9 protein-coding genes are annotated in these 16,933 nt (G+C 70.8%); 6 read left to right on the forward strand and 3 right to left on the reverse strand.

Going from position 1 to position 16,933, the window contains the following annotated elements; translation table 11 throughout:
• The first annotated feature begins 57 nt into the window (after nucleotides 1-57).
• A complete protein-coding gene (locus tag QQG74_RS22360; protein ID WP_341716713.1) occupies nucleotides 58-459 on the forward strand; it encodes a hotdog domain-containing protein in 402 nt (133 codons plus the stop codon).
• Entirely contained in the window at nucleotides 456-1,286 is an 831-nt protein-coding gene (locus QQG74_RS22365) for an MBL fold metallo-hydrolase (protein WP_341716714.1), read from the forward strand. The genes QQG74_RS22360 and QQG74_RS22365 overlap by 4 nt, the downstream gene beginning before the upstream one ends.
• A 65-nt stretch (nucleotides 1,287-1,351) precedes the next feature.
• Here the strand turns inward: QQG74_RS22365 and QQG74_RS22370 are convergent, their stop codons facing one another.
• A complete protein-coding gene (locus tag QQG74_RS22370) occupies nucleotides 1,352-2,287 on the reverse strand; it encodes a PfkB family carbohydrate kinase (RefSeq protein ID WP_341716715.1) in 936 nt (311 codons plus the stop codon).
• A 383-nt stretch (nucleotides 2,288-2,670) separates the two neighbouring features.
• Here QQG74_RS22370 and QQG74_RS22375 point away from each other — a divergent pair, with 383 nt between their 5' ends.
• Nucleotides 2,671-3,789, forward strand: coding sequence for a lytic polysaccharide monooxygenase (locus tag QQG74_RS22375; RefSeq protein WP_341716716.1), 1,119 nt, complete (start codon nucleotides 2,671-2,673; stop codon nucleotides 3,787-3,789).
• Nucleotides 3,790-3,857: 68 nt separating this feature from the next.
• On the opposite strand, the gene asnB is transcribed toward QQG74_RS22375, so the two are convergent.
• A complete protein-coding gene (gene asnB, locus QQG74_RS22380; protein WP_341716717.1) occupies nucleotides 3,858-5,819 on the reverse strand; it encodes an asparagine synthase (glutamine-hydrolyzing) in 1,962 nt (653 codons plus the stop codon).
• Between the two features lie 134 nt (nucleotides 5,820-5,953).
• On the opposite strand from asnB, the gene QQG74_RS22385 reads away from it, so the two are divergent.
• The 3 genes from QQG74_RS22385 to QQG74_RS22395 all read left to right on the forward strand — a co-directional run bounded on the left by QQG74_RS22385 (nucleotide 5,954) and on the right by QQG74_RS22395 (nucleotide 11,351).
• Nucleotides 5,954-7,435: an aminopeptidase P family protein gene (locus tag QQG74_RS22385; RefSeq protein WP_341716718.1), complete on the forward strand. Its 1,482-nt coding sequence runs from the start codon at nucleotides 5,954-5,956 to the stop codon at nucleotides 7,433-7,435.
• 275 nt (nucleotides 7,436-7,710) lie between these two features.
• Nucleotides 7,711-9,354, forward strand: coding sequence for a right-handed parallel beta-helix repeat-containing protein (locus QQG74_RS22390; protein WP_341716719.1), 1,644 nt, complete (start codon nucleotides 7,711-7,713; stop codon nucleotides 9,352-9,354).
• 323 nt (nucleotides 9,355-9,677) lie between these two features.
• Nucleotides 9,678-11,351 carry a hypothetical protein gene (locus QQG74_RS22395; RefSeq protein WP_341716720.1) on the forward strand — a complete coding sequence of 558 codons (1,674 nt, stop codon included), beginning with the start codon at nucleotides 9,678-9,680 and terminating at the stop codon, nucleotides 11,349-11,351.
• Nucleotides 11,352-11,433: 82 nt separating this feature from the next.
• Here the strand turns inward: QQG74_RS22395 and pulA are convergent, their stop codons facing one another.
• On the reverse strand, nucleotides 11,434-16,911 hold the full coding sequence (gene pulA, locus QQG74_RS22400; RefSeq protein ID WP_341716721.1) for a pullulanase-type alpha-1,6-glucosidase: 5,478 nt from the start codon (nucleotides 16,909-16,911) through the stop codon (nucleotides 11,434-11,436).
• Nucleotides 16,912-16,933: the final 22 nt, after the last annotated feature.

A 16,933-nucleotide genomic window follows, 5' to 3' on the forward strand; every position in this document is an offset into this window, starting at 1 on the left:
CGCCAAAGGGTCACCTCCTGACCTCCCCGGCGCCCGGTGAGCACCTACGCTGTGGCCATGCAGGAGCAGGACCAGACCCTGACCCCGGGGTTGACCGCCCGGGTCGAGTTGACCGTGACCGACGCCGACACCGCGCAGGCGGTCGGCTCCGGCGACGTCCCGGTGCTCGGCACCCCCCGGGTGCTCGCACTGGCCGAGGCGGCGACCGTGGCGGCGACCGCGCGGGAGTTGCCCTCGGGGTCCACCACCGTCGGCACCCGGGTCGAGCTGCACCACCTGGCCCCGACGCCGGTGGGTCGTACGGTAGCGGCCCAGGCCCGGCTGGTCACCGTCGACCGCCGCCGGCTGGTGTTCGAGATCACCGTCACCGAAGGTGAACAGACCGTGGCCACGGGCGAGGTGGAACGGGTACTTGTCGACCGGCACCGGTTCGTCGAACGCGCCGGACAAGCGTCATGAGCCGCTTCGTCGAGGTCGCCGACCGGGTGCTGGTGCTACGGGAACCGCTGCTCGCGGTCAACGTGACGCTTGTGCTCGGCGACGGCGAGGCACTGCTTGTCGACACGCTCTCCACCGCGCGGCAGGCCGCCGAGCTGGCCACCGCGGTCCGCGCGGTCACCGGCGACCCGCTGACCCTGGTCAACACCCACCACCACTTCGACCACTGTTTCGGCAACGCGACGCTAGCCGCCGATCCGCCCCGCCCGATCTGGGCCCACGAGCTGGCCGCGGCGGCGTTGCGCGACGAGCCGGACCGGCTTCGCCAGGAGGCGTACGCGGAACTGCGCGACGGCCGGCCCGAGCTGGCCGCCGAACTTCCGGACACCATGCTGCTGGCCCCCACCCACACCGTGCACACCGAGGCGACGCTCGACATCGGCGGTCGTCAGGTGCTGCTGCGTCACCCCGGTCACGGGCACACCGACGCCGACCTCGTGGTGCAGGTGCCCGACGCCGACCTGCTGGTCGCCGGTGACCTGGTCGAGCAGGGCGGGCCGCCGGCGTTCGAGGACTCGTACCCGTTGCAGTGGCCCGACACGCTGGCCGAGCTGCTGCGCTGGACCACCGCCGACACGGTGGTGGTGCCCGGCCACGGTGATCCGGTGGACGCGGATTTCGTCCGGGCCCAGCACGCCCAACTCGTCGAGCTGGCCTGGTTGATCCGGGCCGGACACACCGGTGGCGCGCCGCCGGAGCGGATCGTCGCCGACGCACCGTTCCCGGCCCGGCCGGCCCTGATCGCCGTTCGACGCGGCTACGCCGAACTGGACGGCACCGCCGGCTGACCCGCTCAGCGCCGTCGCTTCGGCCGCCGCCACGGTCGCGGCGCGGGTGCCAGCAGCGATCCGGGTCAGGTGGGGAACCGCTCGGTCACCTCGGCCCGGGTGGGCATGGCGACGGCGCCGCCGGCCCGTTCACAGACCAGCCCGGCGACCCGCAAGGCGAAGGCGACCCGCGCGTGCCAGCCGTCCGGGTCGGTTGGCGCACCCTCGGCGAGCAGTTCGGCGACGAGCGCGGCCATCACCGAGTCGCCCGCCCCGGTGGCGTCGACCGCGGTCACCTTCGGCGCGGGTACGCGTACCGGATCGGCATCGGCGGCGGCAACCACCGCGCCGTCGGCACCGAGGGTGACCACGACGGTGCCGGTGCCCAGCTCCCGCAGGTACGCCGCCACGCCCTCGACCGGTTCGCCGGGATAGAGCAGCTCGGCGTCGGCCGCGCTCAGCTTGACCAGGTGCGCCCCGGCGGCGAACTCGGCGACCACCGCCCGCAGCCCGGCCAGCGCCGAGGGACCGTCCAGCAGTCGGGGCCGGACGTTGGGGTCGAAGACCCGCAGCCCCGGGCTCAGCGACCAGGCGCGGCGGGCGGCGGCCAGCGTCGCCGGGGCGAGCAGCACGATCGAGCCGCAGTAGAGCACGTCCGCGCCCTCGACCAGGGCGACGTCGAGATCCTCGGGGGTGAGCAGGGCGTAGGACGGCGGATCGCCGTAGAAGCGGAAGTCCGGCTCGGCGCCCGAGAAGGTGGCCACGGCCAGCGTGGTCGACACGGGCGCGGTGACCGCCCCGGCCAGCCCGACGTCGTGGGCGGCGAGGAAGGCACGGATCCGGTCGGCGGGTACGTCGTCACCGAGGGACCCGACGAACTGCACCGCGCCGCCGAGCCGGGCGATCCCGACCGCGACGTTCAGTGGGGCACCGCCGATGGCCTGCCGGTAGACCGGTGTCCCGTCGCACTCGGTGTCGAGCAGGTCGACGAGCGCCTCGCCGAGCACCACCGCGTATCCCATCTGGGGTCCTCTCCGTTGGCCGGTACGTGACGCTCCAGGCTGGCACAGCCGACGCCGCTGCGGCGCGTGAAGCCACGCTATTGGCGCGGACCGGTCGACGCGAGCCGGGCCGATCGCACATATCGAGTGATGACTATTGCGCCGATGCGTCAGGCGTGCTGGGATAGCAATGTCGGATGGCGCGGGGGCTGCGCGCCATCGGCGCCGGGTTCACAGCACGCGAGGGCATCCACAACGCGTCGACAAATCACCGGCGACACTGCCTGGGCGCAGGTCGCCGCATCGTCGCATCCGTCCCACCAGCGGGGGGCGGTCTCTCTCGCCACCCGCTCGTTCCGGCGGGGCCACTTGTCCAAGGGTGCCCCGCGAGTCAGGAGAAACCCGTGCACCGTCCTCGTCTGGCCGCGATATTCTTCGCGGCCGTCACCCTCGCCGCGAGCGCGGTCGTTGCCGTGACCGCGAGCCCCGACCCGGCCGCCGCGCACGGCGCGGCGATGACGCCGGGCGCCCGTACCTACCTCTGTTGGCGCGACGGCCTCACCCAGACCGGGGAGATCCGCCCGCAGAACCCGGCCTGTGCCGCCGCGGTCGCGCAGAGCGGCACGAACTCGCTCTACAACTGGTTCAGCGTGCTGCGCTCGGACGCCGGCGGCCGGACCACCGGCTTCATCCCCGACGGCCAGCTGTGCAGCGGCGGCGCCACCGGTTTCCGCGGCTACGACCTGGCCCGCAACGACTGGCCGCTGACCCACCTGACGGCGGGTCGGTCGATGGAGTTCCGGTACAGCAACTGGGCCCACCACCCGGGCACGTTCTACTTCTACGTGACCAGGGACAGCTGGAGCCCGACCCGCGCGCTGGCCTGGAGTGACCTGGAGGCCCAGCCGTTCCTGACGGTGACCAACCCGCCGCAGCGCGGCGCGGTCGGCACCAACGACGGCCACTACTACTTCACCGGCAACCTGCCGTCGAACAAGAGCGGCCGGCACATCATCTACTCGCGCTGGGTCCGCTCGGACAGCCAGGAGAACTTCTTCGGCTGCTCCGACGTGGTCTTCGACGGTGGCAACGGTGAGGTGACCGGCATCGGCACCGGTGGCACGACGCCGCCGCCGAACCCGACCACCCCGCCGCCGAACCCCACCACCCCGCCGCCGAACCCGACCACGCCCCCGCCGAACCCCACCACCCCGCCGCCGGGCACCGGTGGCTGCTCGGCCACCATCAAGGTGACCAACAGCTGGTCCGGTGGGTTCCAGGGTGAGGTGGAGATCAGGAACACCGGCAGCTCGGCGTTGAACGGCTGGACCGCGAACTGGACCTGGCCCAGTGGTCAGCAGATCAACCAGGTCTGGAACGCGACCCACACCACGTCCGGATCGTCGGTGACGGTAAGCAACGTGGCGTACAACGGCGCTCTCGCGGCCAACGGCAGTACGACGTTCGGCTTCCTCGCCAACGGCAGCAGTGCAACGCCGACGGCGACCTGCTCCCGTAGCTGACGCGAGCAGCTGTTAAGAGGGGCCCCCTGCTATACGCGAGGCGTTAGCAGGGGGCCCTTCCTTACTTCTCAGCGCACCATCGAGCCGACGACGGGCTTGGTGAGCAGGGCCGACTGGTTGCGCTGGATGCCCGGGTCCAGAGTCTTGGCCACGAAGATCGCGTGCCAGACGCAGAAGATCAGCACGGTCCAGACCTTGCGGGAGTGGTCGAACTCCTCCCGCTTGTGCTCCTCCAGCAGGCGCAGCGCGTACGACAGGTCGAGCAGGTCACCGGCGCCCGAGGTGGTAAGCACGTGCCGGGCCCACTCGTACATCTCGCCGCGCAGCCAGACCCGGGTCGGAGTCGGGAAGCCCAGCTTCTTGCGGTTGACGATGGCCGGCGGCACCACACCCTGCAACGCCTGCCGCATCGCGTACTTGGTGGTGTCCGAGCGCGGCGGCAGCTTCAGCTCGACCGGGATCTTCGAGGCCACCTCGAACACCTCGCGGTCGAGGAAGGGCACCCGCACTTCAAGCGAGTGCGCCATGGAGATCCGGTCGGCCTTGACCAGGATGTCCCCGCGCAGCCAGGTGTAGAGGTCGACGTACTGCATCTTGGTGACGTCGTCCAGCTCGGTGCACTCGGCGTAGATCGGCGCGGTGACGTCGGTGTAGCGCACCGAGGGGTCGTAGCGGCGCAGCAGGTGCTGCTTCTCCTCCTCGGTGAACATCCGGGCGTTGCCGTAGTAGCGCTCCTCGATCGGGGTGGTGCCGCGCTCCAGGAAGCTCTTGCCCTTGACGCCCTGCGGGATCGCCTTGGAAACCGCCCGCAGGCCCTTCTGCACCCCGCCGGGCAGCCCGTTGACGCCGCTGAGCGAGAGCGGCTCACGGTAGATCGTGTAACCGCCGAAGAACTCGTCGGCGCCCTCACCGGAGAGCACCACCGTGACGTGCTCGGCGGCCTTCTTGGCCACGAAGTAGAGCGGCACCAGCGCCGGGTCGGCCACCGGGTCGTCCAGATGCCAGACGATCTTCGGCAGCGCCTCGATCATGTCCTGTGGCCCGATCTTGGTCGGGATGGTGGTCACGTCGAGGTGGCGGGCCGACTCCTGGGCGACGTCGATCTCCGAGTAGCCCGGCACGTCGTAGCCGACGGTGAAGGTGAGGATGTTCGGGTTGAACTCCCGAGCCAGGGCGACCACGGCGGTGGAGTCGATGCCGCTGGACAGGAACGAGCCGACCGGCACGTCCGAACGCATGTGCATGCGTACGCTCTCGCGCAGCGTCTCCCGGATCTCGTGGTAGAGCTTCTGCTCGTCGGAGACCGCGGCGGGCCGGAACACCGGCCGGTACCAGCGGCGCACGTCGATCCGACCGCCCGGGGTCCAGGTGAGGTACTCCCCCGAGCCGATCCGGCTGATCCCCTTGTGCAGGGTGCCCGGCTCGGGAACGTACTGGAGGGTCAGGTAGTGGCTGAGGTTCGCCGTGTCGACCCCGGCGTCCCCGGCGTACGCGGACTGCGCGAAGGGCAGCAGCGCCTTTTTCTCCGAGGCCAGGTAGAGCCCGTCGACGGTCTCCAGGTAGTGCAGCGGCTTGATGCCGTAGTAGTCGCGGGCGCCGAACGCGCGGCGTTGCTGCCGGTCCCAGATGACGAAGGCGAACATGCCCCGCAACCGGGTGAGCACCCGCTCGCCCCAGTAGTGGAAGCCGGCGACGATCACCTCGCCGTCGCCGTTGGTGGCGAACCGGGCGCCGTGCTCGCGGATCAGCTCCTCGCGCAGCTCGATGTAGTTGTAGATCTCACCGTTGAAGGTCAGCAGGTAGCGACCGTCGGCGTACGGCAGCGGCTCGTGACTGAGCGCGACGTCGATGATGGCCAACCGCTTGTGGGCGAACACCCCGTCCGCGTACTGACCGGAGGCGTCCCCGACCACCTCGACACCGGTCTCGTCCGGTCCTCGATGGTGCAGGCATTCCAACGCTCCGGCGATGTTGTCGCGGTGGGCGGCGGCGTTGCCGCGCGCACTGAAAAAGGCCAGGAGTCCGCACATGGTCGTCATCTTTCCACGGGTGGCGATCGGGCGAAGCGGCACCGCTGCCCTCGCCGGTGACCCGCTGGCGGGCTCGGGCTCCGCGTCCGTCACGCGGTACCGTCGGAGCAGCAGTGACGCGAAGGGAGCGGGGCATGACCGAGGAACGCACCGACGGCAAGCCGGCCGATGGCACGGAGTCACACGACCCGGATTTCCCACCGGCGTTCCTGTCGTTCATGCGGCAGGGCTGGCAGGACAGCACCCTGCCGGTGGGCCCACGACCGGAGGTGCCGAACTACGCCAAGCGCCGGGCCGCGCTCTCGGCGGCCTTTCCGGGCGAGACGCTTGTCATCCCCACCGGCCCCGAGAAGGTACGCGCCAACGACACCGAGTACCGGTTCCGGCCGGGCAGCGACTTCGCGTACCTGACCGGTGACCACGATCCGGACAGCGTCCTGGTGTTGCGGCCCAACGGCTCCGGCCACGACGCCACCCTGTTCATGCGGCCCCGCTCCTCCCGGGAGAGCGACGAGTTCTTCCGCAGCCGGCACGGCGAGCTGTGGGTGGGCCGCCGGCACACCCTGGCGGAGAAGTCGACCGAGCTGGGCCTGCCCACCGCCGACCTGACCGAGCTGGAAGCGGCGCTGGCCGGGCTCGCACCGGCCCGGACCCGGGTGCTGCGCGGCTTCGACGCGGGCGTGGACGCCGCCGTACGCCCGTACGACGGCGTGCGGGAGGAAGGCCAGCCGGCCCGCGACCGCGAGTTGGCGATCACCATTTCCGAGCTGAAGCTGGTCAAGGACGAGTGGGAGATCGGCCAGCTCCAGGACGCGATCGACGCCACGGTGCGCGGCTTCGAGGACGTGGCCCGCGTGCTGCCGGCCGACCGGGGTGTCTCGGAACGGCTGTTGGAGGGGATCTTCGCGCTGCGCGCCCGGCACGACGGCAACGACGTCGGCTACGGCTCGATCGTCGGTGCCGGTGAGCACGCCACGATCCTGCACTGGGTGCACAACCACGGGGTCACCCGACCGGGCGAGCTGCTGCTGATGGACATGGGTGTGGAGGGACGCAACCTCTACACCGCGGACGTGACCCGGGTGCTGCCGGTGAACGGCCGGTTCACCGCCCTTCAGCGCCAGGTCTACGACATCGTGTACGCCGCGCAGCAGGCCGGCATCGAGTTCATCAAGCCCGGTGTGACGTTCAAGGACGTCAACCGGACCTGCATGCGGGTGCTCGCCGAAGGGCTGGCCGACCTGGGGCTGCTGCCGGTGAGCGTGGACGAGGCGATGGACGAGTCGTCGACCGTCTACCGGCGCTGGAGTCTGCACGGCTTCGGGCACATGCTCGGCATCGACGTGCACGACTGCTCGAACGCCCGCAAGGAGGCGTATCGGGACGGTGCGCTGGGTGAGGGGTACGTGCTCACCGTCGAACCGGGCCTGTACTTCCAGCCGGAGGACGAGTTGGTGCCCGAGGAGTTGCGCGGCATCGGCATCCGGATCGAGGACGACGTCCTGGTCACCACCGACGGCGCGGTGAACCTGTCGGCGGGCCTGCCCCGGCAGGCCGACGAGGTGGAGACCTGGCTGGCCGAGCAGCGCGAAGCCGGCCCCCGCCTACCCGCCTGACCCGCCCTCCCCCTCCTCTCCCCACATTCACCGGTTGATCAAGAGGTTTGCGTCGGAAAACGCCCGGCTGGCGGACGCAAACCTCTTGGTCATCGGACCGACCGAGCGGGTAGCTCTGCCCGGTTCGGGTTGAATGTGGGGTTTTTTCTTATAAGTCTTCCTAGTGAGGATCCTTCTCATACGGTGGCAATCAGAGCTGCAACCCATTTGTAGCTGCTCGCACTCCTTTGGGCGGTGCGAACCAGTCTGGTAGCAGGAAAGGGCGGAAGGCTCTGATGTCCAGTGATGTAACGGCGTACTACGGTGGGCCGCCTCCGGTGCCACCGGAACCATCGAGACCAGGCCGACGCAAACTCTGGGTGGCCGCAGGCGTGGCCGGCCTGACCGGCGTCGTCGGCCTCGCCGCGCTTGGCGGCCTGGCCGCCCGCGAGCAGAAGTCCGGCGACCAGGACCGCACCTCGGACGCGCAACCGGCGGTCGCGCCGCAACCGGAGGCCGCCGCCGGCCCCATCGACAAGGGCGCGGCGAAGGGTGAACGCGGTGCGGGCTGGAGCGGTCGCGACGGCCCACCGGCGCACCGGGACGCCGGCAAAGCGGCGAAGCGGGTGCCCTGCGACAGCGACAAGCTCATCGAGGCCATCACGTACGCCAACGCCAATCAGGGCGGGGTGCTGGAGTTGGCACACGGGTGCACCTACGAACTGACCCGCGCCGAGCGCGGCGACGGCCTACCGGTGATCAGGCAGGCGATCACCCTCACCGGCCGGGACACCCGGATCACGCGGGCGGCGAACGTCGATCCGTTCCGGATCCTGCACGTCGGCCGTGGCGGTCACCTGACCCTTCGGCAGGTGACGATCAAGGGTGGCCAGACCCCGGCCGATCTGATCGCCCTCCCGGCCAGGCCGAAGAACCTGATCGGCCCGTTCGGCGGCCCGACTCCGACGACAAAGAAGCCGGCAGCCACACCACAAGCGCCGGCGGCGGCCAAGCCGGCAACCCCGAAATCCGCAGCCCCGAAAGCGGCAGCTGCGGCGGCCGTGGCGGGTCCGAGCGACGGCGCGGGCCTGCTCGTGCAGCGGGGCGGCCGGGCCGACATCGAGCGCAGCGAGTTCTCGATCAACCACTCCGGCGGCAACGGCGGGGCGGTGGCCAACTTCGGCACCACCCGGCTCACCCACACGCTTGTCGAGCGGAACAGTGCCGCCGGGTCCGGCGGCGGTGTCTTCAACGCCGGGGTACTGCGGGTGGAGGACACCCGGATCGCGGGGAACAGCGCCCAGATCGGTGGCGGCGGCATCGGCAACGGCGCACCCCCGGACGGCACTCGCCGGTCGGGCGGCACCGTCTGGCTGTGGCGGAGCGCCATCAGCCACAACCGCACCGCCGGGGTCGGTGGCGGCATCCTCGACGTGCTGGGCACCACCACGGTCGGCCAGAGCGAGGTCGTCGACAACACCGCGAGCGAGGGTGGCGGCGGGATCGTCGCCTACCACGGCACCAGGCTTGCACTTCAGCGCGTCCTGGTGGCCCGCAACTCCACCGACGCAGACGCCGGCGGGGTGGCCGTCAGCCTGGAGAGCAGTGCCGTGATCGAGCAGAGCGTGATCACGGAGAACGTCGCCGGCGGTGTGGGGGCCGGTCTCTACGTCTGGCTTGGCGACGTGCTGCTGCGGGACACCGAGGTGGTGGCCAACCAGGCGGTCGGCCAGGACTCGGCGGGCGGCGGCATCGTCAACAACCTCGGCCGGGTACGACTGGAACGGTCGAAGGTGGCGCAGAACGTTTCAGTGTCGGCTCCGGGAGGAATATCCACAAACAACGATGGGGTCACCATCGACCGGGCTTCCGCCGTCACCGGCAACCGACCGACCAACTGCATCGGCAGCACGATCATTCCGGACCGTTGCTTCGGCTGACCTGACGCCGAGCAGCGAGCAACACGGACAGCACCACCACATAGCAGGGGCTCCTCCGCACCGGTGACGGCAGGGAGGAGCCCCAACCGTTCCCGGACCACCCCCTCGTCACCGGGATCCCGCAGCTCACGGGCTGGGTCGATCTGGTGCTGGTTGGACATCGCCGGCCTCCCACACCCCGAATGCGGGGTTATTTCGTATATGAGCCCGAGGCGAGGATCCTTCTCATACGGTGCATCTGGGAGCTACAACCGATTTGTAGCAGGGGACGCTCACCTGGCGTGACGACCCTGTCTGGCACGACGAGAGGGCAGAGAGCTCCGATGTCCAACTACCTAGCTAAGAACAACGCCGCCGAGCCGGCGGCGGCGTCCAAGCGGCGCCGCAAGCTCTGGCTCGCCAGCGGCGTCGCCGGTCTCACCGGCGTGGTCAGCATCGCCGCCGTCGGTGTCGCCACCGGCGCCGGCGCGGTCGGTTCCGAGGGTCTCCGCTGGTCCACCACGCAGCAGGTCAGCAGGGACGGCGGCCCGGGCGCGGGCGAGCACGAGGGCAAGCGGGACGAACGCGAAGGAGGCCAGGGCAAGGACGAACGCGACGCAGGCCACGGCAAGGGCGAACGCGAGGGACGCCACGGCAAGGACGAACGTGAGGGTCGCGGAAAGGAGGTGCCCTGCAACTCCGACAAGCTGATCCAGGCGATCATCTTCGCCAACGAGAACCACGGCGGCGTGCTGGAACTGGCCAAGGACTGCACCTACACCTTGACCCGGTCCGACGAGCACGGCAACGGCCTGCCGGTGATCAAGGAGAACATCGTGCTCAAGGGGCACGACACCAAGATCGTCCGGGATGCCACCGCCCATCAGTTCCGGATCCTCACCGTGGGCCGGGGCGGGCACCTGACCGCGAAGGGTCTGACCATCAAGAATGGCCAGACCGTGCGGTCCCGCCTGCTCGGCGAGACCGCTGAAGCAGCGTGGTCCCGGTTCTCCAACTCGGTCGAGGCGACCAAGGCCGCCCAGGCCGGCCAGGACTACCTGCCGTTGTTGCAGGCCAAGCCGAAGGGCGAGGCGCTCAAGGCCGCGCACGCCAAGAACGAGGCGACGACGCTGCTCGACGGGGGATCGCACGCCGGTGGCGGCGTCCTGGTGCACGCGGGCGGCACCGCGAAGTTCGAGGAGACCCACATCGTGGGTAACCAGGCCGGCAGCCTCGGCGGCGGCCTCGCCAACTTCGGCCGGACCAGCCTGCACCACACCACGGTCGCCGACAACACCGCCTTCTTCTACGGTGGCGGCATCTTCAATGCCGGCGTCCTGGAGGTCCGCGAGTCGCGGGTCAGCAACAACGACGCCGCCATCGGCGGCGGTGGCGTCGCCAACGGCGCGGCGTTCATCTTCGGCCCGGACATCGACGGCGGCACCGCCTTGATCGAGCGGAGCGAGATCAAGGACAACGAGACGCTCGGCTTCGGTGGTGGCCTGCTCGACATCGAGGGCACCACCGCGGTCAAGCACACCAAGGTCGCCAACAACACGGCGGGCCTGGCCGGCGGCGGGATCACCGCGGCGGGTGACAGCAACTTCGAACTGTCGCACGTCGAGATCGTCGACAACGCCACGGTCGGCGTGGGCGGCGGCATCGCCCTGGCGCTCGGCTCGATCGCAAATGTCGAGGAGAGCAAGATCGTCGCAAACAAGGCAGGCTTCTTCGGCGGCGGTGTGTTCGCCGTCCTCAGCGAGGCCACCTTCCGCAAGAGCGAGATCAGCGGCAACCGGGCAGTCGGTCCGCTGGGTGTCGGCGGTGGCGTGTTCAACGTCCTCGCCGAGATCGACCTCGACCAGACGCGGGTCGCGCACAACTTCGCGACTCTCCGCCCGGGCGGCGTGTTCAACTTCCTGGGTCGCGTCGAGGTGGACGACAAGTCGGCCATCACGGCCAACAAGCCGACCAACTGCGAGGGCACGCTGACGCCGGTCCCGCGCTGCTTCGGCTGATCGCCGCAGGCGTGGCCACCGGCCACACCTGCGGGGCCACCGGCCCCCTCCCGCACCAGCGGGAGGGGGCCGGTTCACCTCGTTAGCGCTGCACGAAGACGGCCACGCTGCGGCCCGGCACGGTGAACGTGCCGCTCGACGCATCGAACGCCGCGCTACGCAACACCGGGTCGGCCGAGGCACGCAGCACCGGGTGCAGTGCCACGTCCGCACCGCGCAGTCCGGCGACCCGCTGCGTCGCGGCCTGCGGGGTGCCGTTGAAGACCACCGTTACCGACTTCCACGCCCCGCCGAGCCCTCGGGCGTCGAGGGTCATGGTGAGCACGCCCGGCATCTCGGTCGGGCCGGCGAGCGGGAAGGCCACCCGCCGCTGCACCTCACTCGCGCTGGGCAGGCCGAACACCGGCGTGGTAGCCCGGATCCGCAGCAGCTCGGCGTACCGGGCATCGGTCAGCTCGATCGCCGCGCAGTCCGGCACCAGCTTCCGGTCGGCCAGCAGCGGCCGGGCGTACGGCCACTTGTCCCGGTTGTCCTCGGCCGGCGGCAGGCCGATGCCGAACCCGTTGCCCTGGGCGCAGTCCCAACGGATCTGGTTGAACCAGTCCCCCGAGTTGTACGAGTTACGGTCCAGCGACTTCGACCGCAGCCGCTCGGTGCCGGTGGTGACGAAACCGGCGCCCTGGCCCAGCACCACCGTGCTCAACGCCAGCACCTGCATCCGGGCCCGGTCCGTGGCCGAGGTGCCCTGCGGCAGTTTGTACGCCAGCGCGTCGTACAGGATCTCGTTGTCGTGCGCGTCGACGTAGGTGATCGCCTCCCCCGGCGCGTCGGTGTAACCGGCGGGCGAGCCGTTGTAGTCGACCTGTTCGCCGGTGACCGTCCGGCCCGCCGAGTCGGTGAACCGGTAGCCGCGCAGGTTGCCGGCCAACCCGACCTTGATCAGGTCGTGCTGGTGCAGCAGCCGGGCCCGCTGCTCGGCGGCCGAACCGTTCACCGGGTCGCCGTTCGGGTCGGTGAACAGCCCCGAGGCGAAGCCCTGTTGGCGCGGGTTCTCGTCGAACGGGCCGCCGCCGCGTACCGCGTCGCGCAGCCGGTCGTTGAAGGTGCCGATTCCGGTGCCGGCCATGTTGGCCTGGGTGGCCTGCACGAACCGGGCGTCGTCGGCCACCTCGCCGAAGTTCCAGCCCTCGCCGTAGAGCAGGATCCGCTTGCCGTCCACACCGTCGCGGGCCACGGTCAGCTTGTCCAGCGCCTTTCGGACAGCCAGGATGTTCGCCTTCGGGTGGTGGCCCATCAGGTCGAACCGGAAACCGTCCACCTTGTACGCCCTGGCCCAGGTGACCATCGAGTCGACCACCAGCTTGCCCATCATGGCGTGTTCCGGCGCGGTGTTCGCGCAGCAGGTGGAGGTGGCCACCGTGCCGTCGTCGAGCAGCCGGTGATAGTAGCCGGGCACGATCTGGTCGAGCACCGACTTGGGGTCGGTGCCGGCCGCCGAGGTGTGGTTGTAGACCACGTCCAGCACCACCCGCAGACCCGCCTTGTTCACTCCGGCCACCATCTGCCGGAACTCGGTGGTACGCCGGGCCCCCTCCGGGTCGACCGCGTACCCGCCCTCCGGGACGGTGTAGTGCAGCGGGTCGTACCCCCAGTTGTAGCCGTCGGTCTCCCGCACCGCCGCGATGCACTCCTGCTGCCGCGGCGAGTCGGGCGGCAGGGCGGCCAGGTCGCAGTCCGGCTGCCGCTGGTCGGCCCGCCGCTCGGGGATAGTGGCGAAGTCGAACGCGGGCAGCAGGTGCAGGTGGGTCACTCCGGCGTCGCTTATCGCCTTGAGGTGTCGCATGCCGGCCGTGCCCGGGTCGGTGAAGGCGAGGTAGGTGCCCCGCCGCTGCGCCGGCACGGTGTGGTCGGCGATGGAGAAGTCGCGTACCGACAGCTCGGAGATCTGCACCCTGGCGTCCGGCACGGCGGCCGGCTTGCGCAACGTCGCCCAACCCGCCGGGGCCAGCTTCGGGTCGGTGAGGTCGACGATCTGGCTGTGCGTGGAGTCCGCCGCCAACGCCACCGAGTACGGGTCGGTCACCGAGGCGGTCACCAGCTGCTGTGCCGCCGGCTGCCACGCCTGCACCCGGTAGCGGTAGTACTTCCCGGTCCAGTCGCGCGCCCCGCGTACCGACCAGACGCCGGTGCGGTCGTCGCGGCGCATCGGCACCGTCCGCGGCGTGGCGGTCGGCGAGTCGAACAGCTCAAGCGACACGGTCCGGGCCGTCGGCCCCCAGACCGCAAGGGTCGGTACGCCACCGGTGAAGGTGGCGCCGAGCTGGGCGGTGGTGGCCGGGGCGTACACGTCGTCGAGCACGCCGGGAAGCTGCACGCCGGTGGCGGCGAGCAGGGTGCCGTCGGCAGCCCGCTCGGTCACCAGCAGCTGTCCGCGCAGGGCGGCCGGCACCTTGGCCAGGTCCCGCCGGTCCAGGGTGAAGGTGCGGTGGTCCCACAGGTGCGGGAAGGCCGCGCGCTGGGCCTCGGTGAGCCCGTTGCGCTGCGCGGTCAACGGCAGCGAGGTGTACGTGCCGACCAGCTCGCCGTCGACCACCCGCACCCCGCCGGCCGGCGCGCTCACCAGCGCGTACGCCTTGCCGTCAGTGGGGCCGGTGCGCCAGGCGACGGTGGACCGGTCGATCCAGTGCGCCCGCTGCTTGTCGATGTCGGTGTCCGGGCCGGCGCCGGTGGCCGTGGACGGCAGCAGCCGGCCCGGCGTCGCGGCGAGCAGCCAGACCTCGCGGCCGGCGTCGGTGAAGTCGAGCCGCTGGTCCTGCGGCAGGTCCTTCTCGTCGCCGGAATGGATGATGTAGCTGAGCCCGGTCGCGCCCTCGGCCAGCGGCACCCGGAACTCGGCGCCGAACGAGTCGATCCGGGTCGGCGGCAGCGGCCGGGACCAGTCGGTGGGGCTGGCCGCGCCGTCCCAGACGTGCAGGCCCCAGCCGTCGTAGTCGCCGTCCGGCCGGTGGTAGTGGAGCACCGCCACGCCCTCCTCGACCGGCGGAGCCGGCTCACCGGCGGCCTCCTCCCGGCTCTGGTAGGTGGCCGGGTCGCCCTGCTTGACCCAGACCTCGCCGGTCTGCGTGACGTCCACCGTCCGGTCGTTCTCGACATCCTTGTTGCCGTCGGCGTCGACCACCAGGAAACCGACGGACTTGGCGCCCGGCTTCAGCTTGACCCAGGCGAACCGCCCGTACGCGTCGGTGCCGGCGAACGGCTGGCCCTGCGGCCACTCGGTGGCGTACGCCGGGTCGATGTCGCCCCAGGCGTACAGCCCCCACTCGGCGTAGTCGCCGTCCGGCCGCTGGTGGTGCACCACCAGCCAGTCCCGGGACGAGCCGACCTGCTCGGGCGTACCGACTGTGGTGGTGGACCGGGCGGTCGCGGTGCGGCCCCGGCCGTCGCGGACCGCCGCCAGGTACTCGATCCTGGTGCCGGCGGCCAGGCCGGTCAGGTCGTGGTGCACGGTGTACGGCGCGCGGTGCGCCGAACCGAGCAGGGTCCACTTTCCGCCCGCGACCCGGGCCGCCATCGTGACGGTGGCCAGCGGATCTCCGGTGACCTGGGCGGTCACCTCGGCCCGGGTGGCCGGCGGCGCGTCCGGGGCGGTGATGGTGACGGCCGGCTTGGCGCCGGGCAGCGCCACCGGCTTGCCGGCCCGGTGCACCACCGCCGACAGCGGCGGCACGGTCAGCGTCAGCTTTCCGTCGCCGGCAGCGGCCGACCGAGCGGTGGCGCCGTGAATGCCGGTGAAGGTGGCGCCGGGCGACCAGGTGTCCACCGTGACAGTCTGCGCGGTCGCGGCGTTGTTGACCGCCACCAGGTACTCGGTGCGGTTACCCGGATCGAACCGGGAGAAGGCGAAGACGCCGGGGCCGTCGGCCGCGTACCGGGTGACCTGCACGCCGTCACGCAGCGCCGGGTGTGCCTGGCGCAGCCGGCCCAGCTCGGCGATGGTCCGGTAGATCGGGTGGGTGCGGTCGAACTGGTCCTGCGCGTGGGTGCGGTCGGTGCCGAGCAGGTCGTCGTCGAGGTAGTCCGGGGTCCGCGCGGCGAACATCGGCTGCCGGGCGTCCTTGTCCCCACCGGCGCCGGTGAAACCCTGCTCGTCGCCGGAGTAGATCACCGGCTGGCCACGGGTGAGGAACATCAGCTCGTGGGCGAGTTGGTCGCGGCGCAGGTGGGTGGCCGGGTCCGTGGGGCCGCTGGCGATGAACGAGCCGATCCGGCCCATGTCGTGGTTGCCGAGGAAGGTGGTCAGCCGGCCGGCGTGGGTGTCCCGGGCGGCGTACAGGTCGTCGCGGGCGTACAGGTCGGCAAGCGCCTTGGCGGAGCCGTTGTTCGCCGTGTAGCCGCGCGCCGCCTCCTGGAAGCCGAAGTCCAGGGTGGCGTCCAGCCCACCCTGGCGGACGTAGTCGGAGCTGATCTCCGGGTCGGCGCTGTAGACCTCGCCGAACATGAAGAAGTCCGGCTTGCCGGCGCGCGTCGCGGCCTGGTTGATCCCCTGGCTGAACTGCGGCCAGAAGTCCATGTTCACGTGTTTGACGGTGTCCAGCCGGAAGCCGTCCACCCCGGTGTCGCGTACCCAGTCGGCGTAGATCTTCGTCATCCCCCGGACCACCTCGGGACGCTCGGTCCACAGGTCGTCCAGGCCGAAGAAGTCGCCGTACTCGCTGTTCTCGCCGACGAACGTGGAGTCACCACGGTTGTGGTACATGGTCGGGTCGTTGAGCCAGCCGGGCACCTTGACCTTCGCGTCGGCCGGGGTCGCGAACGTCGGGGTGTACGGGAACGAGTCCCGGTTCACCTGCGGAAATGCCCTGCTGCCGTCGGCGTGGTTGCGGTCCTCGAAGGGCCGGCCCGAAGCGTCGCGGTACGGCGCGGTCGCCTTGTCGACGTAGCTGTACCGGTCCTGCGCGTAGGTGATGACGTCGGCGGTGTGGTTGACGATGACGTCGAGGTAGACCTTGATCCCGCGCCGGTGCGCGAGCCGGACCAGCTTCTTCAGCTCGGCGGCGCTGCCGAAGTGGGGGTCGACCTGGGTGAAGTCGGTGATCCAGTAACCGTGGTAGCCGGCCGAGACGTCGTCGCCCTTGCCCTGTACGGGTCGGTTCTTGAACACCGGGGCGAGCCAGATGGCGGTGGTGCCGAGCCCCTCGATGTAGTCCAGCCGGTCGATCAGCCCCTTGAGGTCGCCGCCCTGGTAGAAGCCCTTGTCCGTGGGGTCGTAGCCGGTACGCAGCCGGTCTCCGGTCAGGCCGCCCCGGTCGTTGCGCGGGTCACCGTTGGCGAACCGGTCCGGCAGGACGAAGTAGAACTGCTCGGCCCGTGCCCGGTTGGCGCCGGCCGCCAGCAGCGCGGCAGCGGAGGGCTGAGTGGACCAGGTGACGGCTCCGGTGGCAGCGGGCGCGGCCTGGGCGGGACCGGTCGGATGCACCGCCACCGGCGTACCGACCAGGGTGAGGGTGAGTAGGAAGACGAGGGCGAGCACGGCCTTGCGGGGTATCGGCGGGGGTTTCATCGACGGCCTTCCTCTGGTCGCT

This window comes from Micromonospora sp. FIMYZ51 (assembly GCF_038246755.1).
Lineage (GTDB): Bacteria > Actinomycetota > Actinomycetes > Mycobacteriales > Micromonosporaceae > Micromonospora.

Excerpts from the sequence above, each read along its gene's own strand:
- QQG74_RS22385 (WP_341716718.1), top strand. The coding sequence starts at position 5,954 with ATGACCGAGGAACGCACCGACGGCAAGCCGGCCGATGGCACGGAGTCA.
- asnB (WP_341716717.1), bottom strand. The coding sequence starts at position 5,819 with ATGTGCGGACTCCTGGCCTTTTTCAGTGCGCGCGGCAACGCCGCCGCC.
- QQG74_RS22365 (WP_341716714.1), top strand. The coding sequence starts at position 456 with ATGAGCCGCTTCGTCGAGGTCGCCGACCGGGTGCTGGTGCTACGGGAA.
- QQG74_RS22360 (WP_341716713.1), top strand. The coding sequence starts at position 58 with ATGCAGGAGCAGGACCAGACCCTGACCCCGGGGTTGACCGCCCGGGTC.
- QQG74_RS22390 (WP_341716719.1), top strand. The coding sequence starts at position 7,711 with ATGTCCAGTGATGTAACGGCGTACTACGGTGGGCCGCCTCCGGTGCCA.
- QQG74_RS22370 (WP_341716715.1), bottom strand. The coding sequence starts at position 2,287 with ATGGGATACGCGGTGGTGCTCGGCGAGGCGCTCGTCGACCTGCTCGAC.
- QQG74_RS22395 (WP_341716720.1), top strand. The coding sequence starts at position 9,678 with ATGTCCAACTACCTAGCTAAGAACAACGCCGCCGAGCCGGCGGCGGCG.
- pulA (WP_341716721.1), bottom strand. The coding sequence starts at position 16,911 with ATGAAACCCCCGCCGATACCCCGCAAGGCCGTGCTCGCCCTCGTCTTC.